The 21,002-nt window shown below is 56.0% G+C and carries 16 protein-coding genes, 1 tRNA gene and 1 pseudogene; 2 read left to right on the top strand and 16 right to left on the bottom strand.

Annotated features, from left to right (window positions below; all coding sequences use genetic code 11):
• Nucleotides 1–55 precede the first annotated feature (55 nt).
• From ACA051_RS01515 to ACA051_RS01530, 4 genes and pseudogenes are all read right to left on the bottom strand, one after another.
• Entirely contained in the window at nucleotides 56–508 is a 453-nt protein-coding gene (locus tag ACA051_RS01515) for a hypothetical protein (protein ID WP_497373232.1), read from the bottom strand.
• A gap of 5 nt (nucleotides 509–513) precedes the next feature.
• The gene (locus tag ACA051_RS01520) at nucleotides 514–930 is read right to left on the bottom strand and encodes a hypothetical protein (RefSeq protein ID WP_497307121.1); all 417 of its coding nucleotides are present in this window, start codon (nucleotides 928–930) and stop codon (nucleotides 514–516) included.
• A 38-nt stretch (nucleotides 931–968) separates the two neighbouring features.
• Nucleotides 969–1,943, bottom strand: coding sequence for an alpha/beta hydrolase family protein (locus tag ACA051_RS01525; RefSeq protein WP_497307123.1), 975 nt, complete (start codon nucleotides 1,941–1,943; stop codon nucleotides 969–971).
• A 69-nt stretch (nucleotides 1,944–2,012) separates the two neighbouring features.
• Nucleotides 2,013–3,075: pseudogene (locus tag ACA051_RS01530) on the bottom strand (PDDEXK nuclease domain-containing protein).
• A 261-nt stretch (nucleotides 3,076–3,336) separates the two neighbouring features.
• On the opposite strand from ACA051_RS01530, the gene ACA051_RS01535 reads away from it, so the two are divergent.
• A complete protein-coding gene (locus ACA051_RS01535; RefSeq protein ID WP_497373234.1) occupies nucleotides 3,337–3,786 on the top strand; it encodes a carboxypeptidase regulatory-like domain-containing protein in 450 nt (149 codons plus the stop codon).
• A gap of 37 nt (nucleotides 3,787–3,823) precedes the next feature.
• Here ACA051_RS01535 and ACA051_RS01540 read toward each other — a convergent pair whose 3' ends face one another.
• The 12 genes from ACA051_RS01540 to ACA051_RS01595 all read right to left on the bottom strand — a co-directional run bounded on the left by ACA051_RS01540 (nucleotide 3,824) and on the right by ACA051_RS01595 (nucleotide 19,052).
• Complete coding sequence (locus ACA051_RS01540; protein WP_497373236.1) at nucleotides 3,824–4,198, bottom strand: hypothetical protein; 375 nt, start codon at nucleotides 4,196–4,198, stop codon at nucleotides 3,824–3,826.
• Nucleotides 4,199–4,207: 9 nt separating this feature from the next.
• The gene (locus tag ACA051_RS01545) at nucleotides 4,208–7,342 is read right to left on the bottom strand and encodes a type I restriction endonuclease subunit R (protein WP_497373238.1); all 3,135 of its coding nucleotides are present in this window, start codon (nucleotides 7,340–7,342) and stop codon (nucleotides 4,208–4,210) included.
• A 122-nt stretch (nucleotides 7,343–7,464) separates the two neighbouring features.
• Nucleotides 7,465–9,147 (bottom strand): RNA/DNA-binding domain-containing protein, encoded by a 1,683-nt coding sequence (locus ACA051_RS01550; RefSeq protein WP_497373240.1) that lies wholly within the window; start codon nucleotides 9,145–9,147, stop codon nucleotides 7,465–7,467.
• On the bottom strand, nucleotides 9,144–10,094 hold the full coding sequence (locus ACA051_RS01555; RefSeq protein ID WP_497373242.1) for a GIY-YIG nuclease family protein: 951 nt from the start codon (nucleotides 10,092–10,094) through the stop codon (nucleotides 9,144–9,146). The genes ACA051_RS01550 and ACA051_RS01555 overlap by 4 nt, the downstream gene beginning before the upstream one ends.
• The gene (locus tag ACA051_RS01560; protein ID WP_497373244.1) at nucleotides 10,091–11,440 is read right to left on the bottom strand and encodes a restriction endonuclease subunit S; all 1,350 of its coding nucleotides are present in this window, start codon (nucleotides 11,438–11,440) and stop codon (nucleotides 10,091–10,093) included. The genes ACA051_RS01555 and ACA051_RS01560 overlap by 4 nt, the downstream gene beginning before the upstream one ends.
• On the bottom strand, nucleotides 11,437–13,356 hold the full coding sequence (locus tag ACA051_RS01565) for a type I restriction-modification system subunit M (RefSeq protein WP_497373246.1): 1,920 nt from the start codon (nucleotides 13,354–13,356) through the stop codon (nucleotides 11,437–11,439). The genes ACA051_RS01560 and ACA051_RS01565 overlap by 4 nt, the downstream gene beginning before the upstream one ends.
• A gap of 251 nt (nucleotides 13,357–13,607) precedes the next feature.
• Nucleotides 13,608–14,864 carry a hypothetical protein gene (locus tag ACA051_RS01570; protein ID WP_497373248.1) on the bottom strand — a complete coding sequence of 419 codons (1,257 nt, stop codon included), beginning with the start codon at nucleotides 14,862–14,864 and terminating at the stop codon, nucleotides 13,608–13,610.
• Nucleotides 14,832–14,907 (bottom strand) — tRNA-Phe (locus tag ACA051_RS01575). The genes ACA051_RS01570 and ACA051_RS01575 overlap by 33 nt, the downstream gene beginning before the upstream one ends.
• 103 nt (nucleotides 14,908–15,010) lie before the next feature.
• A complete protein-coding gene (locus ACA051_RS01580) occupies nucleotides 15,011–15,283 on the bottom strand; it encodes an oxidative damage protection protein (protein WP_008149405.1) in 273 nt (90 codons plus the stop codon).
• Complete coding sequence (gene mutY / locus ACA051_RS01585) at nucleotides 15,280–16,347, bottom strand: A/G-specific adenine glycosylase (RefSeq protein WP_497307129.1); 1,068 nt, start codon at nucleotides 16,345–16,347, stop codon at nucleotides 15,280–15,282. The genes ACA051_RS01580 and mutY overlap by 4 nt, the downstream gene beginning before the upstream one ends.
• A complete protein-coding gene (locus ACA051_RS01590) occupies nucleotides 16,344–18,569 on the bottom strand; it encodes an AsmA family protein (RefSeq protein ID WP_497373250.1) in 2,226 nt (741 codons plus the stop codon). Before ACA051_RS01590 ends, mutY begins: the two co-directional genes overlap by 4 nt.
• Before the next feature lie 78 nt (nucleotides 18,570–18,647).
• Entirely contained in the window at nucleotides 18,648–19,052 is a 405-nt protein-coding gene (locus ACA051_RS01595) for an acetyl-CoA sensor PanZ family protein (protein WP_497373252.1), read from the bottom strand.
• Nucleotides 19,053–19,275: 223 nt separating this feature from the next.
• On the opposite strand from ACA051_RS01595, the gene ACA051_RS01600 reads away from it, so the two are divergent.
• Nucleotides 19,276–20,940 carry an OFA family MFS transporter gene (locus tag ACA051_RS01600; RefSeq protein WP_497307135.1) on the top strand — a complete coding sequence of 555 codons (1,665 nt, stop codon included), beginning with the start codon at nucleotides 19,276–19,278 and terminating at the stop codon, nucleotides 20,938–20,940.
• Nucleotides 20,941–21,002: the final 62 nt, after the last annotated feature.

Consider the following 21,002-nt stretch of genomic DNA (forward strand, 5'->3'; position numbering starts at 1 on the left):
AAACGGCCGCTGTCAGTGATGACAAGCGGCCGTTTTTGTTTCCTGAGGCGAGTGTTTATTCGCTCTTTTCTTCCTGCGCATCCAACGACTGACGATAGCTGTCCAGCGCATCGCCAAAATCGGTGATGAACTGCGGATCGGTCAGCCACGTCTGCGCGGCATCGCGGTCCATGCCATCGGCCCACATGCGGTAGTCGATCAGCATGTCGGCGGCCAGGTGAGTGGCGGCCATGGCTTCGTTGTCGGCGTTTTCCATGTCCAGCAGGTCTGGATGGTCGCTGATGATCCCGGCGAGGTCTGACAGCAGGGCCAGCAGCATGTCGTTACGGCTAACGGCTTCGGCGTCGCGCATTTTGCTGAACATCGCCAGGGTGTATTCCGGGATCGGCTCGCCGATTTCACCCAGGTCATCGTCCAGCGCAGCGGGTTTGCGGCCATGGATGTTGATTTGTTTGGCTTTGATCTTGGCGCGTTTGGCGCGTTTTTGCTGCTTGTTCAGGGATGCCATTAAATTCAGTTCGCTTTCTGTTGGGTTTGAGCCGCAATGATGTCGGACGCCGCGACGTAGTCAGCCTGGAAGGCCGGCGATTCGATCCACGCCAGGGCGCCGGCCTCATCGACTTCGGTGGACCATTGGCGATATTCGATCAGCGCCGCGAGGATGAAATCCATCGCGCCTTCTTCGCCTTCCTGCTCGTACACCAGTTCCAGCAGCGGGTCTTCGAGGAAGGCCACGCACATCGCTTGCTGGCTGGCTTTTTCCGCGTCGATCATTTTCTTGAACAGTTCGGTCAGGTCCACCGACTCGAAGTCGATGCGATCGTCGTTTGGGTCCAGCTCGACCGGCGCGGCGGCCCGTTGGGTGCGGTTCTGCTTGGCCTTGGCTTTGGCGCGGGAGGCGCGTTTGTTCTGCTTGTTGGCGGATGCCATGGGTGTCGTTCCGTCATTCGGTGAGAGGGGCGGGTCAATCAGTTGCGTGGCACTCGCCGCCCGGGTGTGTCGGGGGCCAGTTCGCCGGTCTGCAACCAGGACAATGCAATGGGCCATAGTGTGGCTTGGTATGCGCTGCGAAAAAAGGCGAAATGTCCGACTTCTTCTTCGCCGATGTCTTCGGGGGCGATTCGCAGGTGGGTGTTTGTACTGCCAGTGAAGTAGCCGAGCAGACGTTCAATGGCGGCATTCGTACCGTAAGGGTCGTCGCTGATGCTGATCGCCAGCGTTTTTGCGGTAACGGATGCAAAGGGAAGCCGACCGGTCTTCGCGTGCATGACACGACCACTGGGCCGCGTTTCGTAGCGCGCAGTGGGCGTGCTCCAGTCGCGAACCACAGCGGCGGGCGTGTCCTCCAGCCAGCCGAGACGCTTGCCGGGGAAGTAGCCGTAAATCAGGGTCATCAACGGCATCACCACATGCCACTTGCCGAACATCCGCCAGCGATGGGCGGGCGCATAGTCGCGCCAGTACGCGAATTGCGCACCGACCGTCACCAAGTGCCGAATCAAATGCCCGGACGCTCCCAGGCCCGCTGCACAGCCTCCAAAACTGTGGCCGACAACGTCGATGGGTTGGTCGGGGAATTCGCGCTGTGCGCGCTTGAGCATCGCCTCGAAATCCAGCGCGCCCCAATCGGACCATGAAGCCTGCAGCCCTTTCAGCGACGTTGGGCGCGACTCGCCGATGCCGCGGTAGTCATAGGTGATGACATCGAAATCGTTGGCGAACAGGTAGTCGGCGAAGCGCGAATAGTGCCGGCAACGAACCGAAGTGGCCGCGTTGATAATAATGATCGGGCGTGCGCGGTCCTGAGCAGCGTGCCGCCAAGTGAAGCCGCCGAGGATGAAGGCGTCTGCGGCGGGTTCCTTGAACGGTTCGCCAGCAGTGTCGGTGGTCAGCGGCAATTCGATCTGAGTCGGCGCCAGTGACGGCATGTCCTGCAAATTCATCGGCTTTGGACCTTTGCGGGTAGCTGCCAACGATAGTCTTCGAACGGCTTGTGAACAATCCATCTGTGTTTATAGGCGGATTTGATCGAGCAGGCGCTCTTCTATTGCCGCCCGTTCCCGGTCCAGCTCAGCGCGAAGTTCGTCTTCGCTTGGCAGCACTAGTTTGTACTTGCTGGCGAACAGTTGTTCGTTCCCCTGTAATACTGAGTAACGCACCACTGACTCGTTTTTTTGAGCGCAAAGAATGATGCCAACGCTCGGTCCGTCTGTATCTTTGCGCTTCAGGTCGTCGTACATGCGTACATACATGTCCATCTGTCCGACATCCTGATGGGTTAATTCGCCGCGCTTCAGGTCGAAGATGACAAAGCAATTGAGCAAGTAGTTGTAGAACACCAGATCGATATAGAAGTCTCTGCCTTCGGTGCTTATTCGTTGTTGTCGCGCGATAAAGGCAAAACCTTTTCCCAGCTCAAGCAGGAAGCCCTGAAGTTGCTCGATGAGTGCTTGTTCAAGTTCGGTCTCCAGTATCACTCCGGTATCGGGCAAACCAAGAAACTCCAGCATCACGGGATCTCTAACGAACTCCCTGGGATTGTTGTTCATCGCGTGGATGTTCGTAATGGCTTCTGTCATGACGGCAGACTTGTCCCGACTCATAAGCAGGCGTTCGTAGTAGAGGGTGCTGATCTGGCGCTCCAGGGCGCGGCTTGACCAGTTTTGGTTGGCGGCTTCGTCCATGTACCACTTGCGTGCCATGTCACTGTCGACTCGTAGCAGCCTGCGGTAGTGGGTCCAACTCAATTCGAGACGCAGTGCGTCTCGAATTGGAAACGCCTGATAAAACAGTCGCATTTTCCGTAAGTTGGTTTCGTCAAAGCCTTTCCCGAACTCCACTGTCAGTACCTTCGCCAGCGTCGACAGCAAGTGCTTGCCGTAGGCCGCCCGCCGAGCCCCTTCCTGCTCAAACTCGACAATATGCCTTTCCAATCTGCCAGCAGGTTTGCACCTGAACGGTATCGACCGCTCGCAATACCTTCTGGCGTGCCTGATGACGTATCAATTCCCTAAGGTTGCCCACCAGAGAGGCGAGTTGTGGGTCTTGAGTGTTTTCGGTTTTGACGATGCTCATGAAGTCTTCCGCGGCTGGAGGATCAGGCGAAAGAGGATGGCAAGAGAGGGCAGGGCGGCGATGCCGGGCGAAGCCGGGAAATCCGCAGGAAATACCGGATTCGTTTTGCAGGATCGTGCCGACGGCAGCCCGGATTTGAGGAATACAGGGTGTAGTCCATTTCGCAGTGAGCTCAAGTACCAATCAATCTAAAACTTGAGCATCCAGCGAGAAATCCAAAAGGAGTAACGATTGGGTCCGTTGAGCCCGGGAGTCACCATCATGAAGTCCATCCATTCCCTCATGTTGATCATTGCCACCGTCGGTGTGCTGATGTTTCCCGCCATGGCAGGGTCCGCCAGCCTCGAGCCCATCGACAGCACAGGCGTGCAGATTCAGCGGCAGGAGCAAAACGGGATTACCTATTTGTCCGGCGGTATTGGCGAAGATGAAGCGAAGGCCATTCAGCAAACGACCGGATACAACCTGCACATGACCTTTTCCATTGGGCCGGAGGGCAAATATGTACCGGATGTAGAGTTGGTTATCCAGACTGCTCAAGGTCAATCAGTGCTGACACTCAGTCAGGCAGGGCCTCTGGTTTATGTCCAGTTACCTGCTGGCAAGTACACCGTGGTCGCCAGCCGTAACGGTGAGGCAAAGCGTGACACGACAGATGTCGGCAGCGCCGGCGTGCGTAATCTGGTGTTCAACTGGAAGGGTGATGAGTGACGGTGGCAGTCCGTCGAGACTGCCCCTTGCCAGTTGATCAGGCTTGCGTCGTTTGGCCGCGCAGGATCAGTTGTTTACGCTGCTCTTCAGGCAAGTCGTTGATGCAGTAGTTAACGTAAAAAATGTTCAGGAAAAAGGTATAGAACCCGTTCATGCGCAGGTCGATTTTGTGCTCGTTGAGGGCGTATTCCGACAGCGCATTTTTTGCCTTGAAGGCCCACACGATGTACAGCGCGTTCAATGCGATCAGCAAAATGCCGGACAGCGAGTCGAACAACACGTCGCCCAGGTTCGACAACGCGCCGCTCCAGCCAAGGCAGACGGCGACCCAAATAACGTAAGTGTCGTCGACCACTTTGATTTTCGTCGTTTCGTTGATCTTCTGGTTGCTCTTGTACAACCACAACAGCAAGTAGATCCCTTACCTGATCTGTTCGATCAAATCTGCCCCCGCGTCCTTTTTCAGCAGCTCATAGAGTACCGTTATGAAAACGTCTCTTGTCGCCTCGTCGCTTAGCAGTTGCGTGGCCATGCTGTGGTGGCTATTCATGGCGCCGGCAATGGCTTGAATGGCTTTTCTTGGAAGATCAGCCTTCATGGCTTGTTCGCGAGTGTTGTTCAGGACTTGATCCATCACAACGGTATCGGATCGTAGCTTCTCTGACACGTGCACAGCAAAGGCAACTTTGTCGGTATCGGTAATGCTTTTTCCAAACGCTTCATTGAGCTTTTCAATCAGTTCGGAAAGGTATTTCTTTTCTCGATCCCGCGCGTCCCGCAGACCATTGTCGGTCACGCTGTAAAGGCTTGGAGTCTCTCCCGTTGGAAGCACACCACCCAGTGAGCGACCTTGGTTGATCTTGAAGTGGCTGAGCGTCAGATCGGCCAGATCGACCTGGTCGGAGCCGATCCCCTTTAATCGCTTGCGCAGTAAGCGAGCGAAACTCGCGAATGCCTCAAGCGACGGGTCGGCAAACTCTACCAGTTGTGCCACATACTCGTAGGTACGAACAAATTTGGTCAGGCTTTCACTGAAGATCATCAGTTCGTCGCGTTTTTTTGCAAATTCGGCGCGTTGAACATCAGCGTTCTGCATGTCCTGCTCATCGCCCTGTTCATTGGCAATCTCCCAAGCTTTTTCCCATTGATCAATACCGTCATTGAGCAGCTTGAGCTTGCCGTTAAAACGATCAGTTGCCGGTTGAGTCAGGGCATACAGCTTCTGATGCGTCACTTTTCGGTCAACAATCGCATCGCCGAACGCCGTCACTTCGGCACTGTCGTAGATATACATCTCATCCAGACGTTGTTTGATGTCGTAAACAATGTTCGGGTCTTGAATATCGGCTACCTGTGCATCGCGGTAGAAGGTTTTGAAGGCCTTGAGGATTTCTTCTGACTCGTTGGCGAAATCGATGACAAATGTCTTGTCTTTACCGGGGTAGGTACGATTCAAGCGGGACAGTGTTTGCACCGCCTCCACACCTGAGATTTTCTTGTCGAGGTACATCGCAACCAGTTTCGGTTGGTCGAAACCGGTCTGAAATTTGTTGGCAACGATCATCACTCGGTAATCGGGCGTGTCAAAGGCACTGCGCATGTCACGACCATGCAGGCCCGGATTGAGGTTGATTTCACTAAAGGCATGATCTTCCTTGAAACCTGTGGCCTTGACTTCCTGGTTGGGCACATCGCCAGAGAATGCCACCATCGACTTGATGCTGGTGTAACCATTGCGCTCGCAATAATCCTGTAAAGCCAGTTGATACTTGACCGCTGAAGCGCGAGAAGGCGTCACGATCATTGCCTTGGCTTGTCCATTAAGCAGATGGCTGACATTTTTTTTGAAGTGCTCAACGATCAGTTCGACCTTCTGACCAACGTTGACCGGGTTGAGTGACAACCATTTGGCCAAGGCCCGGTTGGCGCTTTTCTCATCGACCCGCTCATCTTGGCTGTCCATGAACGCCGAACCGATTTTAAAGGCGACTTTGTAGCTGCTGTAGTTCTTCAGTACATCGAGAATGAAGCCCTCTTCAATCGCCTGCTGCATTGTGTACAGGTGGAAGGGCACGGGAGGATTATCGATGCTGACTGGTTTATCTGGATGTCGTGGACGGCCAAACAGACTCATCGTCGAGTGTTTAGGGGTAGCAGTAAACGCGAAGTAACTGGCATTGCCGGGCCTCTGGCGCGAGGACTGCCAAACAGAAAGACGTTCCTCTTTGCTGAGTTGCTCCCATTCTTCTTCACTTTGACCCGTCAGCACATAACGCAGATCGTCCGCTGTAGTGCCGCCAGTAGAACTGTGGGCTTCGTCAATGATGATAGCGAAGCGTCTATCGCGCAGAGATTTCTCGCCCAGAATCGCCTTCTGTGCGTGAGGAAACGTCTGCAATGTGCAAATGATGATTGGAGTGCCTTCGAGCATGGCGTTCGCCAATTGCACGCTTTTGGGCTGATGGTTGTCCTCACGGTCAATAGCCCGCACCAACCCCGTCTGGTGATCGATTTGCTTGATGGCGTCTTGCAGTTGTTTGTCCAGCACTTGGCGATCAGTAATCACCAGGACGCTGTGAAAGTAAGGTTCGCCATCCGGGCGGCGAATACGGATCAGCGAGTGTGCAGTCCAGGCGATTGTGTTGGTTTTACCGGAGCCTGCACTGTGCTGGATAAGATAAGGCTGGCCTGCGCCTTCTTGCTCTACCTTTTTGAGCATTGCCGTCACACTTTCCCACTGGTGGAAGCGTGGAAAAATTAGTGTTTCCTTGAAAGAGGCAATGCCTTTGGCGTCCTGCACCTCCTTGCGCTCCAGCAGCACAAAGCGGTGGAAGATCCGCAACCAGTTGTCTTTTTGCAGCACCTGTTGCCACAAATAGCTGACCGGATAGCTTCCGTCCTTGTTGGTCGGGTTGCCAGCAGCGCCGTCATCGCCACGGTTGAATGGCAGGAAAAACGTCGAGTCGCCAGCCAATCGGGTGGTCATGCGAATGTCGCTGTCGCTCATCGCGAAATGCACCACCGCGCCTCGGCGGAACGTCAGCAACGGTTCAGCCAGGCCGGTCTTTAGGCTTTTGGGCGGACGGTCCTCGCAGTACTGCTGCATGGCTGCTTCCACTGACTGAGTGAAGTCGGTTTTAAGCTCGACAGTCGCGACGGGTAAACCGTTGATGAAAAACACCAGGTCAATCTCATCGGTTTTGTCCTGGGAGTAGCGCAGTTGTGGCACCACGCGCAGACGGTTGGCGGCATAGAGAGCAATAACGGTGTCGTTGCGAGCGTCCTCAGGCAAGGCTTGGCTCATGGCCAAAACGCCGGCACCCGAAACGGCAAAACCATGGCGCAACACATTGATCGTGCCACCCAGTTTGTTCTGGAGCTGTGCGCCCAATCGATCGAACAGAACGGTGCGCGTACTTTCACCGTGCATCTTTCGTAGTGCAGCCATTTGCTGTGGGTGGGTGTCATTTAGCCAATCGAGCACATCTTCCGGATACAACGCCCGTGCGACGTCATAACCACTGGATTTACCAATCAGCCAGCCGCTGTCGGCCAACTGTTCGATGATATGGCGTTCCAGTTCACATTCATGGTGGATGTGGGACATGTGCGATCCTTCACAGCTAAATTGAACCCGGCTCAGCGGGGGAGTTTGTCTAGAGTTTGACTAAAGTTTGTCTAGATAAAGATGCTGTCTGAGGGCCTCAGAACCCATCGACCTTTGTGTAAACCGCCTGATTTTTCAATGGTTTTGTCGCGAGTCGACATAGCGTTCAGCAGGTTTCGAAATTTGTTCTGCTTCTGTTTTTCGTCTAAAGCGTCTGACAGTTTGTCTAGGATCAGCGTCACCAACTCGTCGCGGGAGGCAGAGCCATATTGCTTCAGATAATCGAGGATCAGGCGTTTGTAGTAAGCATCGTCAAAGGCCCGATTGCGAATGTAATCGCTCTTGTTGCCAGTGGTTTGCGCTACCTGTGCGGCAGTGTAGTAGTTCGGTTTTCGGCCTTCGATGAGCCCTTGCTTACGAAGCATTCCTGCGGCCGCGTCCGTGATGGGCTGCTTTTTCTGAACCCGGTCCAGCAACATCACCGTGTTCAGGGGCAGATCGTCACGTTCAAGCAGCAGCAGTGTGTAATTCTCGTCGATCACATGCCCGTATATTTCCAGCACGACCTTTTTCGGTTCGGATTTACTGTAATCCGGCAGCGGAAAATAGCGACTGCGCTGTGAGAGGGTCATGGTGCGGATACCGAAGCCCATGGTGTCGATCATGCTTAGACTGACCATGGCTTGGGTCAGCCACGGATTGCGGTATCGAGTCGGGGTCTGCTCGCCGCTGAAATAATCCTCAGGCTGCCCTTCGAAGAATCCTCCCGCGTTTTCAAATACCAGTCGATCAACCCGCTCAGTAACGATGATGCGTGAGCGCAGCTGGTAATCCTGGTGGGCGATGCAGTTGTGCAACGCTTCGAGGATAACGCGTGTGTCGTACTTGCTGACTTCAGTGGCGAGCAACTGGTTTTGCGGGAACAGCTTGTAACTGATGTTACGGATGCGGTGCAGGACCTGGGTGGTCGCCAAAAGGAATGGCGGACCGAAATGCTCGTAAGCCTGCTCTTCGCCCGTCAACTTCCAAGTGATTTGCGCCAGCGTAGGCAGGAAGTGGCTGGACTGTGGATTGCCGAGTAACAACAGAGCGGTATGAGTGATCCGGCCCTGAATGGTGATCTTCGCTTTGTCCAAAAAGGTTGCGGTATCCCAAGCGGGAATTTGCGCCGCAAAAGAGGCGTTGCGATATTTCTCGGAAAACTTCTCCCGTGCCACGATCAGCGCCTGTTCATCCAGGTCGGCGAGAGTGGCACCCTCTACTGTTTCGGCTGACCAGTCACGATTGTCGACCGGCTCACTCAAAATGGCTTCCAGTCGCTCTGGACGCATTTCAATCAGTGCGTCATCCAGGCGCTGCCAGGCTTTGTCGTGGGCATACACCGGCAATCGAGGTTGATGCTGCGGAATGTGGAAGACCCACACGACTTTAGCGGTATCGCTGGTTGTGAAGCTTTCTATGCGAAACCCTTCTGAGTTCAGATTGGTGCAGCGTCCCAACAAGCGTTGGCGGATGTTTTCGGGCGTGTAATCGTGAAACTTGTCGATGCCGACAATACGTAACGAGGCGTCTTCAACACCAATCACCAAGTGTCCGCCAGCCATGTTGGCGATTGCTGACAGATAGCTGGCAATGTCTTCGCCTTTGCGTCCGGACACGGCGTGGGTGAGGTTCTTGAACTCCTTCCACTCGCAGGCGGCATTCTCCTTGGGGAAATGCTCGCGCAGATAAAGTTGAAGGGCGGCTTCGTTCATTGGTTTTTTCCGAAGTTGGCAAAAGCGTTTGTGAGTTCAAAGTCTTGCCATTCGGCGTAGGTCTGACCGCTGGCTTCGACTGTCCAAGCCGTTCGGCCGTTGGCACTACGACCGAAGACTACGGCCGCAGCGGCACTGGGGCTACTGAAGCGGTAATCGTCAACGAAGGTCAGCAAGTCTTCGCCGTCCGGAATCAACGCACCGTCGCTGACCAGTTGGTTGAACAAACTCTGGTAGCCGCGTTGAGTTCCAACCCAGTTAGAACGGGCTTTCGAACCTTTCAGGACAAAAAACTCGCCATCAATTTCCTGGCCTTTAGCGCAGATGCCATAGCTTGGGAGTTGGGCGGAAAAGCAGGGGGAAAGGCTAGTGGACTGTTCTGAAGTGGAGAGGGGGATTGTCGAGGGGCGAGTGGATTCACGCAGGAAATCAAAACCCAGCACTGGCAGCACGGTACGAATTTGCTCGAGGAAAAACGCCATGTCGGCGCGATCGGATTCCGGCAGGCTGGTGTAATCGTGGGCAGTGCCGTTGATCAACTCGCAACGGCCACTGTCGTTGGCGATGCTGATCAGCAGGCTTTCCAAGTGTTTTACATGGGTTTTGGTCAGGTTCTGGTCTTTGCTGGTGACCAGGCAGACCTTCTCCCAGAAGTCCTTGCCTCCTCGGAGACCTTCGACATTTTCTGGGCGATTGTGCTGCTTCAGGCGTTGCGCGACGTCGTCTGATTCGCCGATGTACACCTGAGTGCGCAGGCTGTCTTGTGAATCAGGACCGATCAGGAAGTACACGCCGGTGCGGGCGCATTCGGGGCGCTGGATCAGCTCGACAAGCTTGCTGCGAGGGCCAGTGAGTACATGACCGGTCCAATGCATGATTTCGGCCGTCAGCAGGCCTGTGGGCGTGCCGTCCACCAGGAACAGGCGAATGCTGCGGCCTTGGGTCATGAGGCTTCTCGAAGGTCGATTTGGCCGGTCACGGCGGCGGTGATCAGGGCGGAGCGACGTTCTTTTAGCAGGGTGAGGCTGAGTTCGGTTTTAGTGATTAGGGTGTCGAGACGGGTGGTGCCAGCATTGACGGCAGCAATAATCTCGCTTTGCTCTTTCTTTGGAGGAAGCCCGATTTTCAGGTTGAGAATCACGGATTGAGCAATGTTTACCATTGATGAGCTTGCCCCTGTAGCTTCTACCTCGACTTCTCTGCGCCCAAGCACAGCAATAAGAGCAGCGAGAAACTCACTTTGAATTTGGTTGCTAGCCTTGAGTCGATATAGCTTGTCGCAGAGCATCAGGCGGGGAAAGTCCTTCGGAATAACGGTGCACCCACCAACCAGTTCCCGAGTATTGGCGCGTGAAACGAGGATGTCTCCCTTTCGAAGCCCTAGTTCGGGTCTCGGCTTTAGTGCTGATGGAAGAGCTTTGTTCTCGGATGCCCGAAAAACCCCGCCGTTAACACAGCCGACCTTCAAAACAGCCCATTCTTCATCTTCTGCTGTCCGAGCTTCGCATTCAGGGCTCCAACCTTGCTCGATCGAAGTGATTACTCTTTTTACGGTTTTCATTTTCCAATGTTTGGGTAAGTCACCAAGCCATTCCACGCCGGAGTCTTTCATTTTGACAGCGGGGTCGAGACCCTTGGTGACGGCATGGGAGATCAACGCTTGGCGTTTTTCACGCAGCAGTTCGATAAAGCGGGTCTTCTTGAGCAGCAAGCCATCTATATGGGTGATTTCGGATTCAAGGTGATTTGCAATTGAGCTCTGCTCTGAAAGAGGCGGCCATGCGGAAACAAAGTTTCGAGTGAATTCATCCGGGACCCGCTTTAGGCCGCCTGCGCCGGTCATGGCGCCCGCGCCAAATGCTCGGAAGCGGCCGCTTTGGACGATAAAGTTTAGAAAACGCGCATCTGTTTCTGATTTTGGGCGTAATACGGTGAGCTCAGTTGTGCCAAATCCCACTTGCCCTACAAGGTTGCGCAAAAGCGCACCTTTGCCATTCTCGAAGCAGGGAGTTACCTTCGCAAATGCCACGTCTCCATTTTCAAAATATGAATATCCGTTGCGTGCAGTTGCAACTGATCGCGTTTGCTCCAGATTGAGAGACCCGTCTTCTCCTATTGTTTCCATGGGCAGAAAGGATACTTCAGCGTCTAAATCTGCCAAGACTGCTTTGCTGATTGAAGGGTTAAGCTCCGCAAAAAAACGTAACCGGCTTACCTCCCAATGCTCCGGCACCCGCCCCAACCACTCCACCCCAGAATCCTTATAAGCCGGATACGGCTTGTAATGACTCATGCCGTCACCTCGTTCAGCAGCGCAGCGATCTCCGCTTCCACAGCCTTCAGGTCAGCGTCAATCTCAGTCAGCGAACGTGGCGGCTGGTACTGGTAGAAATACCGGTTGAAGTTGATCTCATAACCCACGATGCCAACCAGTCCATCCTTCTCGTCACACTTGCTTGTATCAATCCAGGCATCGGGTACGTGCGGGAGCACTTCGCGGGCGAAGTAGTCTTCGATGCGCTGATTAAGCGGGACGTTTTCGTTTTCACGCAGATCGCTATCAGCCTGGTGCTGACCTTTTTCATCCAGAACTGGCTGGGCATCAGGGTCGCGTTCACTAAAACAGCTGAACAGGGCTTTCAACGCGGCTTTGCCGAGCTTTTTCACCCCGGCAGCCTTGAGGAAGGCCGGCAGGTTATCGAAGCTGCCTTCTACCACAGCAAACTGAGCGATGTGATCGGCACCTTTGCTATCGGCGTAAGCGGCAACCTTCTCGGGAGTAACGCTAAAGCGCAGACGCAGCGGGCGTTCGACGGTGATGCGGCGGTAGCCGAAGTCCGTGGTGTTGAAGATTTTGCTGTTGGGTGCGTCCTCACCCGCATCGTGCAGGCGAGCGATGTCGGCGATCTGGCTTTCCGAAAGGAGCTTGCGCTTGCTGCCCAGGGATTTACGCATCGGCGTATGCATGGCCGTTGCGTCGATCAGTTGCACTTTGTTCTTGCGTGCGGCGTCCTTGTGATTGGACAGCACCCAGATGTAAGTGCCGATGCCGGTGTTGTAGAACAGGTCGTTGGGCAGGGCGATGATCGCTTCCAGCCAGTCGTTTTCCAGAATCCAGCGACGGATTTCCGATTCACCGGAGCCTGCACCACCGTTGAACAGCGGTGATCCCGACAGCACGATACCGATCCGGCTACCGCCCAATTCGACAGGTTTGCGCTTGGACAGCAAATGCATCAGGAACAACAACGAGCCATCGCCAACCCGTGGCAGGCCAGCGCCGAACCGTCCGGCAAAGCCTTTGTTTTTTTGTTCGTCCTGCACCTGCTTTTGGACTTTCTCCCACTTCACGCCGAATGGCGGGTTAGCCAGGCAGTAGTCGAACTGTTCGTGGGGCAGTTGGTCGTGGGAGAGGGTGTTGCCGAGTTTGATGTTCTTGGTTTCGAAGCCCTGGATCAATTTGTCCGCTAAGGAGATCGCGTAGGTCTCTGGGTTCAATTCCTGAGCGTAGGGGATCATGTCCGCCTTAGGGTTCCACTCGCCTACCAGCTCAATCGCGGAGGACAGGAAGCCACCCGTGCCCGCAGCGCAATCGTAAACGGTGCGAATCACGCCTTTACCATTGAGTGCTTCATGATCTGGAGCAAATACCAGCGTGGTGGCAAGGCGTACCACATCACGCGGGGTGAAAAACTCACCGGCGGTGTCGTTGGCCGACTCGGCGAACTTGCGGATCAGGTGTTCGAACACCAGGCCCATTTCATGGTTGCTGATGGCATCGGGGTGCAGGTCGATACTGGCGAACTTCTGGGTGACCAGATACAGCAGGTTGGCGCTTTCGAGGCGAGTCAGCCAGTCGCTGAAATTGAAATGCTGGAAAACCTGATGAGCATTGGCCGAGAACTTGGCGATGTAGTCTTCCAGGTTGGCCCGCGTGCTCGTAGCGCCGACGCTTGAAAGGTCGTATTGCGAGATGTTGTAGAACGTCGCCTCGGCGATGCCCGGCAGAATCAGATCCCTATCGACGGTGGTGTTCTTCAGGGCTGTGAACTGTGTGCGAACTTTGTCGCGTGTAGGTTCGAGCACGCATTCCAGTCGACGCAATACGGTAAACGGCAAGATGATGCGACCGAATTCGGATTGCTTGAAATCGCCACGCAGTACATCTGCAACGTTCCAGATGAAATCGGCCAGGTTCTGCTGGTTCAAAGGTGTTCCTCTCAATGCGTGCGAGCGCCGGAAATAACCGGCGCGGGCCAGACTGCAAGGGAGGGCGTGAAGCGGGGTAACCCGGCTGGAGAACGTTCATCCCTGTGCAGAAAGGCCCTGAAAAGGCGTGTCGCCATCGGGCGATTTAATGGGCGCTAGGATGCCAGCAAATGGCGCTCGGGGCACCATTGGATCTGGTTAATGTTTTATTCAGAAAAAAGCCCTGTCATCGCTGATAGGGCTTTGGTTGGTTAATTTTTGGTCGTTTTTTTTGTTTCTGGAAGCTTTGTAGAAATGATGGCGCCGCTTGGGAGTTTTACTTTTATCGTTTTACCCTCTGACGACCATCTGATCGAGTAGAGGCCGCCCATCGACCAAACGACGTGGACATTGTTAAGGGCGCAGTCACTAGTGACTCCATACGTGGGAATTACTTTGTATTTTTCGCAGGTATCACTGTTAAGCAGTATTTGTTCTGCTTCGTAGTTGCCGATGCCCAACTGGTTAACGATATTGCTTGGCAGCACATTCCACGTGTTGGTTGCTAGCATCAAAAAAAATGCCAGTAGCGGCGTAATCAGAAGCAGGAATCGCTGATCTCTTCTAACGAATGTGGTCAATAGAGTCAAAAGTAGTAGCGTAACGAAGAAAGAGAGGATCATGAAAGGATATTGTCCGATCATCAACGTTATTTCAGGAAATGTCTGATCAATTTTTAGCGTCGACAGGAGGGCAACAAGGTTGCAGATGGAAAATGTCAGAAAAGCCGTGAATGCAAACTTTAACCAGCTCCAAGAGGGCAGTTCGTAATTTTTCTGTACAAAAAATCCGAATAAGAGGCCCACTACTATGGGCGCTAGAATTAGACCGAATGTATAAGCGGTATCTGAATCAAAAAGATACATAGCAACAATAAGTATCAGGTTGCAGAGTAAGGCGGGGAAGAAGAAGTAACGGTTGGTCAACCTGTGATCAAGTTTGTCCTTCGGTGTATTTTTATTGATTCGATATCCCAGTTCTTCATTGATCTGTTTATCGCTGAAAAACATTTCGGACCAAATCCACCCGGGAGCAGCAAATCCAAAGCCAACGACGGCAAGTACTCCTCCACCCAACACGGCAGCGGCAGCTAACAAGGATATGAAACTGAACAGGTCGAAGTCCGGGTAAAAACTATTCTGGCAAAAATAAACTAGAAAAATCAGAAAGCCGAACGCCAGAGAGACGATCTGGAAAAATTTCCAATTGTGTTTTGCGACAAAACTGAGCGCTACGTCGAGCTCTTGAAATTGCGAGGTGCCAGATTCAAGTGCTGGTTTACTCGGTGAGCTAGCCACGGGGGCGTCCTTACTCATGATGCTTCCTTTTTCATTGCTGAGTCGGATCCAAGGTTGGCCGCAAAAGCCTTCCAAGGCGTTTGGTGTATCGCAGGCATAAAAAAACCCTGAATCTTGCGATTCAGGGTTTTCGGTATTTGGTGCCCAGAGACGGAATCGAACCGCCGACACGGGGATTTTCAATCCCCTGCTCTACCGACTGAGCTATCTGGGCAACGGGGCGCATTAAACGGGTTTTTCAGGGGGTCGTCAAGCAAGTTTTCAAAAAAAATTTAACTATTACCGTCGCTTACGTTCCGACCCCCGATAAAACGGGATTATTCAGCCGGCGGAACGTAGCCGTCAGCCTTGGCGTATTCCTCGCCGGAAAAGAACTTGTCCATCTCGCCCTGCAGGTATTTGCGGTCTTCGGCGTTCATCATGTTCAGGCGTTTTTCGTTGATCAGCAGGGTCTGGTGTTTCTGCCAGTCGGCCCAGGCCTTGGCCGAGACGTGGTCAAAAATGTCCTGACCTTTGGCGCCCGGGAATGGAGCGCGCTCCAGGGCGGGCAATTCTTCTTTGTACTTGCGGCACATGATGGTGCGGGTCATGACGACTCTCCTGCGTTCAATACGGCGGCCGCGCGTTCGAGCAAGGTTTTGACCGGGGCGGCAAGGCCCAGGCGCGGCGGGGTGGCGAGGTTATACCAGAGCCAGTCGGCCTCGGCCACGTGATGGCCGGCCTCCTGGACCTGAACCAGCCAGGGTTCGATGGACAACTGGAAGTGGCTGAAGGTGTGGACCAGGCTCGGCAGTGCTTGTTGGCTGCCCAGTTCCAGCGAGTGCTGCGAGGCCAGATGTTGCAGGTCGTCGAGGTCGTCGAGTTCCGGCAGGCTCCAGAGACCGCCCCACAAGCCCGTGGAGGGCCGACGGTAAAGCAGAATCGCGCCTTCTCCGTTGGCGAGCATCGGCATCAGCGTGCGCTTCTGTGGCACGGTTTTGCGCGGCTTGGGGATCGGGTAGCGGGTTTCCAGGCCGAGCATGTGCGCTTCGCAGCCTTTTTCCAGCGGACACAGCAGGCAGCTCGGTTTGCTGCGGGTACAGAGCGTGGCGCCCAGATCCATCATCGCCTGGGTGTAGGCGTTGACCCGATCATGGGGCGTGAAGCGCTCAGCGTTCGCCCACAGCTGTTTGGCAACCTTCGGCTCGCCCGGATAACCCTCTTGTGCGGTAAAGCGCGCCAGGACCCGTTTGACGTTGCCATCGAGGATCGGCGCCCGCAGGCCCATGCTCAGGCTGGCGATGGCGCCAGCGGTAGACAGGCCGATGCCCGGCAACTCGACAAGCTTTTCAACATCCCGCGGAAACTCGCCGCCGTACTCGGCCACGACAATCTTCGCGGTCTTCTGCAAATTGCGCGCACGGGTGTAATAGCCGAGTCCGGTCCACAGGTGCAGTACTTCGTCTTCCGGGGCGGCGGCCAGGGCCTCGACCGTCGGCAGCGAGGCCATAAACCGGTCGAAGTAATTCAGCACGGTGCTGACCTGGGTTTGCTGCAGCATGATTTCCGAGACCCACACCCGATACGGCGTGATGCCTTGTTGCCAGGGCAAATCGTGGCGTCCGTGGCGGTCGTACCATTCCAGCACCGCCGATGAAAACTTCTCGGCTCTCATCGCTTGAACAGCCCCTTCAGCGCGTTTTTCAGCTCCGGGCTGACTTTGTCGCCAAGCTTCTCGTCGATTTTTTCGCTGAGTTTGTCCCCCGCCAGTTTGCTCGCAACCTGCCCCATGCGTTCGTTGTCGAGGCGGCAGGCCTTGGCGCCTAGCTCCAGCGGGCCACGGCAACGCAGAGGCCACTCGATGCCGACGAACTTCTCGCCAACTTGGCAGGCCGGGTCCGGCATGTCGCTCTTGTCGCCTTCGACGACGATGCCCACGCGGTAATCCATGCCCAGCACCCTCAGGTCGACGTCGCCGTCACCGTTGACGGTCATGCCCGGGATACGCACTTTCAGGTCCGGGTTGCTGGCCACGCCGTTACGCAAGGTCAGGTTGCCCTTGAGCTCCTGGAACGGTGTGTCCTTGCCCCGTGGTTCACCGCTGAGGGATTTGCGGTTCAGGGTGGCGATGCCTTTGCACAGTTGTTGCTCAAGATTGGCATTGAGCAGCACGCCGTTGTTGATGACGAAACTGGCGTTGCCGTTGAGGCTGTCGATCAGTGCTTGCTGGCTATTGCCGCTGCCGGTCAACGCGCTGTTGAGCGTCACCAGACCTTTGACCGGCGGATTCTTCCCTTGGCTTTCAAGGATTTTTTCCACAGGCACTTGGGTGATGCGCGTCTGCAGGTTCAGCGCGGGTGCTGCTTGGCGCACGTCCAGGGTGCCCTTGGCTTCGAAGTTGCCGCCGTACAGGTCGCCGCGCAGGTTTTCCAGGGTCAGCAGGCCGCCTTGGCCGGTGGCCTTGAGCGCCGCGTTCTGGATCGGCAGTTTATCGAGGGTCAACTGGCCGAAGGTCAGGTCAGCGTCCGCGTCGAGTTTGCTCAAGCGCTCTACCGGCAGCAGGCGTTCAGTGCTCCATGCGGTTTTGGTCGGTGCGCTCGGCAGGGGTGTGCTGCCGGCTCCCGCCATGGCATCGGCTTCGGTGCTGGCGACTTCGGCCTGACGCACTTGCGTCGCGCTACTGGCTTCGGCGGATTTCGGCGGCAGGTAACGGTCGACGTTGAAGGTGTCAGCCTTGAGGGTTGCGCGCAGCGATTGCTTGGCGAAGTCCTCGACGGCGATGCGGCCGCTGAAGGTGCTGTCGTCGACTTTCAGGTTGAGGTTGTCGAGCGACAGGCTGGAAGGCGTGCCCGCCAGGCGGCTGACCAGTTCGACTTTGCTCAGGCTGCCTTCGGCCATGGCCGGGAGTTTCTGGCCAATGCTGTCGACGAATTTCGCCAGGTCGAACTGGGCGATCGAAATGCCACCGCTGATTTGCGGCGTCTTGTCGAGGTCGTTGACCTTCAGTTCGCCCAGTGCGCGCAATTGGTTGGCAGAGATCTTGATGCCGGTCCATTCGGCGACGTTAGCAGCTTTATCCAGCAGCAACTGCCCTTGGGCGGCGAAGGTCATGGTCTTGCTTTGCAGCGGATCGCCGGCGACTTCGCCGGAGAGTTTCATGTCCTCGAATTTGTAGCGCTGCAAGGCGCGTTCGAAACGCAGTTCGCCATTGAGCTCGGTGCGTACCCGCAAGACCGGCTGGTTGGTGCCGAGGAACGCCGTGAGTTTGACCGGAATGTTGGTCGAGTCGTGGACCGGGCCGGTGCTCAGTTGGATGCTTTCGGCGCTGAACTGCTTGCCGGTCTTCTCGTCGCTGTATTCAACGCGGGCGTTATTGACGGTCAGGCTGTCGATGTCCAGGCGAATCGGCTGGGCCGGTTTCTCCGTCTGTGCTGTGGAGGTCGGCGCCGGTTCGCCAGCAGTGGCCGGTGGCGTGGCCGGAGTGGCTGGCGCCGGGGCCTTGCCGATGTCTTCCCAGTTGCCGTGGCCGTCCTTGTCGCGGTTCAGCCGCAAGTTCAAGCCTTCGACGCGCACATCGCTCATCTGCACTTCACGGCGCAGCAGCGGCAGCACGCGCACGGACAGACCAAGCATCTGCAAGTCGGCGAACGGCTCGGTGGGCTTGGCGAGGGTCGCGACACTGGCTTCGTGCAATTCCAGGCCAAGCCACGGGAACAGGCTCCAGCCGATATCGCCATTGAGCGTCAGCTCGATGTGGGCCTTGTCGCGGGCAATCTGGCGAATCTCGTCTTTATAGTCGTTGGGATCGAAGAGGTGGGTCAGGGCAAAGCCCAGCGCCACAATGATCAGCAACAGCCCGAGAAGCACCAGACCCAGGATTTTGCCGAACGCTTTCATGGGCGAGTCCTTGTAGTTAGTCGAATTCGAAATTTAGCCGGGGAGTATAGCGCTCCGAAGCGGACGACCGGTCAGCGATCACGTCGGCAGCACATCCAGCGGCACTTTCAGCTTGGCGGCCAGGGCCTGCGCTTCCAGATGCCCGGCAGGCGCCAGCAAACGCAATGTCGCGCCCGATTGCGAGGCCATTTTCTGCGCTTCGTTCACCAGACGCTCGGCAACGCCGCGACGACGGGTAATTTTTCGCACGCATATTTGGGACAAGTGCCAAACATCAGTTTGTCTCTGCAAACGAGCCGCTCCGAGCAACCGATCATTGAAGCGTCCGGCGATCAGCGAACCGTCGCCCAGGCAGCCTTCGATCAGCTGCAAGTCCCCTGAAAACGGGGCGAATAGCCAATCCGGGGCGTCGCGGTAAATTTTCTGCAGGTCTAGCTGATCCTGGTAAGTGGCTTCGTTCAGCGGCTCGACAATGATCGGCATGGCGGTTCCTTCAGTGGTACGAGAACAGATGACTTGCAAAAGGTGATGTCACTTTGGTTTTTCTGTCACGTACAGATGGTAACCTCTGCCAGTTCGTCCGTCCTTCTGCGACGTGATGTCGCATAAAAATGGAGCTTTACCCTGCAAAAGACAGTCATGCGTGCGCATAAGGCTGGGGGTGAAGAGTGGCTGGCGAACCATACTAATAATTGGGGGATACACAATGACCACGAGCATCACGGCGGACGGCTTCAAAGCCGACCAGCCCGCGTTCCTGTCCAAGGAGCGCATCATCGCCAAGCCCGGTTTCAACCGTTGGCTGGTACCACCGGCCGCCCTGGCCATTCACCTTTGCATCGGCATGGCCTACGGCTTTTCGGTGTTCTGGTTGCCACTGTCCAAAGCCCTGGGCGTGACCAAGGCAGTGGCCTGCGCGCCGGACATGAGCTTCATCTCGCAAGTCTTCTCGTCGCAATGCGACTGGCCGATCTCGATGCTCGGCTGGATCTACACCCTGTTCTTCATCTTCCTCGGCTGCTCGGCAGCGATCTGGGGCGGCTGGCTGGAACACGCCGGGCCTCGCAAGGCTGGCGTTGTATCGGCGCTGTGCTGGTGTGGCGGTCTGTTGATCTCGGCGCTGGGGATTTATACCCACCAGATCTGGCTGATGTGGATCGGCTCCGGGGTCATTGGCGGCATTGGCCTGGGCCTGGGTTACATCTCGCCGGTGTCGACCTTGATCAAGTGGTTCCCGGACAAGCGCGGCATGGCGACCGGCATGGCGATCATGGGCTTCGGCGGTGGTGCGATGGTCGGTGCGCCACTGGCCGCAGCCCTGATGGGCCACTTCGCTTCGGCAGACAGCGTCGGCGTGTGGCAGAGCTTCCTGGTGATGGCCGCGATCTACTTCGTGTTCATGATCGGGGGCGCACTGTCCTACCGCGTTCCGCCAACCGGTTGGAAGCCTGAAGGCTGGGCCGCTCCGGCGAAGAAAGCCTCGAACGCGATGATCACTCACCGTCACGTTCACGTGAATGTGGCGTGGAAAACCCCGCAATTCCGTCTGGTGTGGCTGGTGCTGTGCCTGAACGTGTCGGCGGGTATCGGCATCCTGGGTATGGCTTCGCCGCTGTTGCAGGAAGTGTTCGGCGGTAAATTGATCGGTGTTGACCTGCCATTCGGTCAGCTGGACGCCGGGCAACTGGCTTCGATCGCGGCGATTGCGGCCGGTTTCACCGGTTTGCTGAGTCTGTTCAACATTGGTGGTCGGTTCTTCTGGGCTTCGTTCTCGGATTACCTGGGCCGTAAAAACACCTATTTCGTGTTCTTCGCCTTGGGCTTTGCTCTGTACGCGCTGATTCCGAACCTCGGTCACCTGGGCAACGTTGCGCTGTTCGTGGCGGCGTTCTGCATCATCCTGTCGATGTACGGCGGTGGTTTTGCAACCGTGCCGGCTTACCTGGCGGACCTGTTCGGTACGCAAATGGTCGGCGCGATCCACGGTCGTCTGCTGACGGCGTGGGCGGCGGCGGGTGTGTTGGGGCCGGTGTTGGTGAACTACATTCGTGAGTATCAGCTGAGCATCGGCGTTGAACGTGCCGCGGCTTACGACATCACGTTGTACATCCTCGCAGGCCTGCTGGTGCTGGGTTTCCTGTGCAACCTGATGGTTCGCCCGGTGGCCGACAAGTACTTCATGACCGACGCCGAACTGGCTGCCGAACAGGCGCTGGGCCACGACAAGGGTGCTGATGCCAGCACCGTGCTGGAGTGGAAAGCGGCGCCGGGCACCAAGCCGTTGGCGGTTGCTGCGTGGCTGGTGGTGGGTATTCCGTTGGCGTGGGGTGTTTGGGTGACGCTGCAGAAAACGGCAGTGCTGTTCCACTAATTCCGCGTACCTCCTGTAGGAGCGAAGCTTGCTCGCGAAGAACGATAACGCGGTGTGTCAGG

It is taken from the genome of Pseudomonas sp. LBUM1669 (assembly GCF_059695705.1).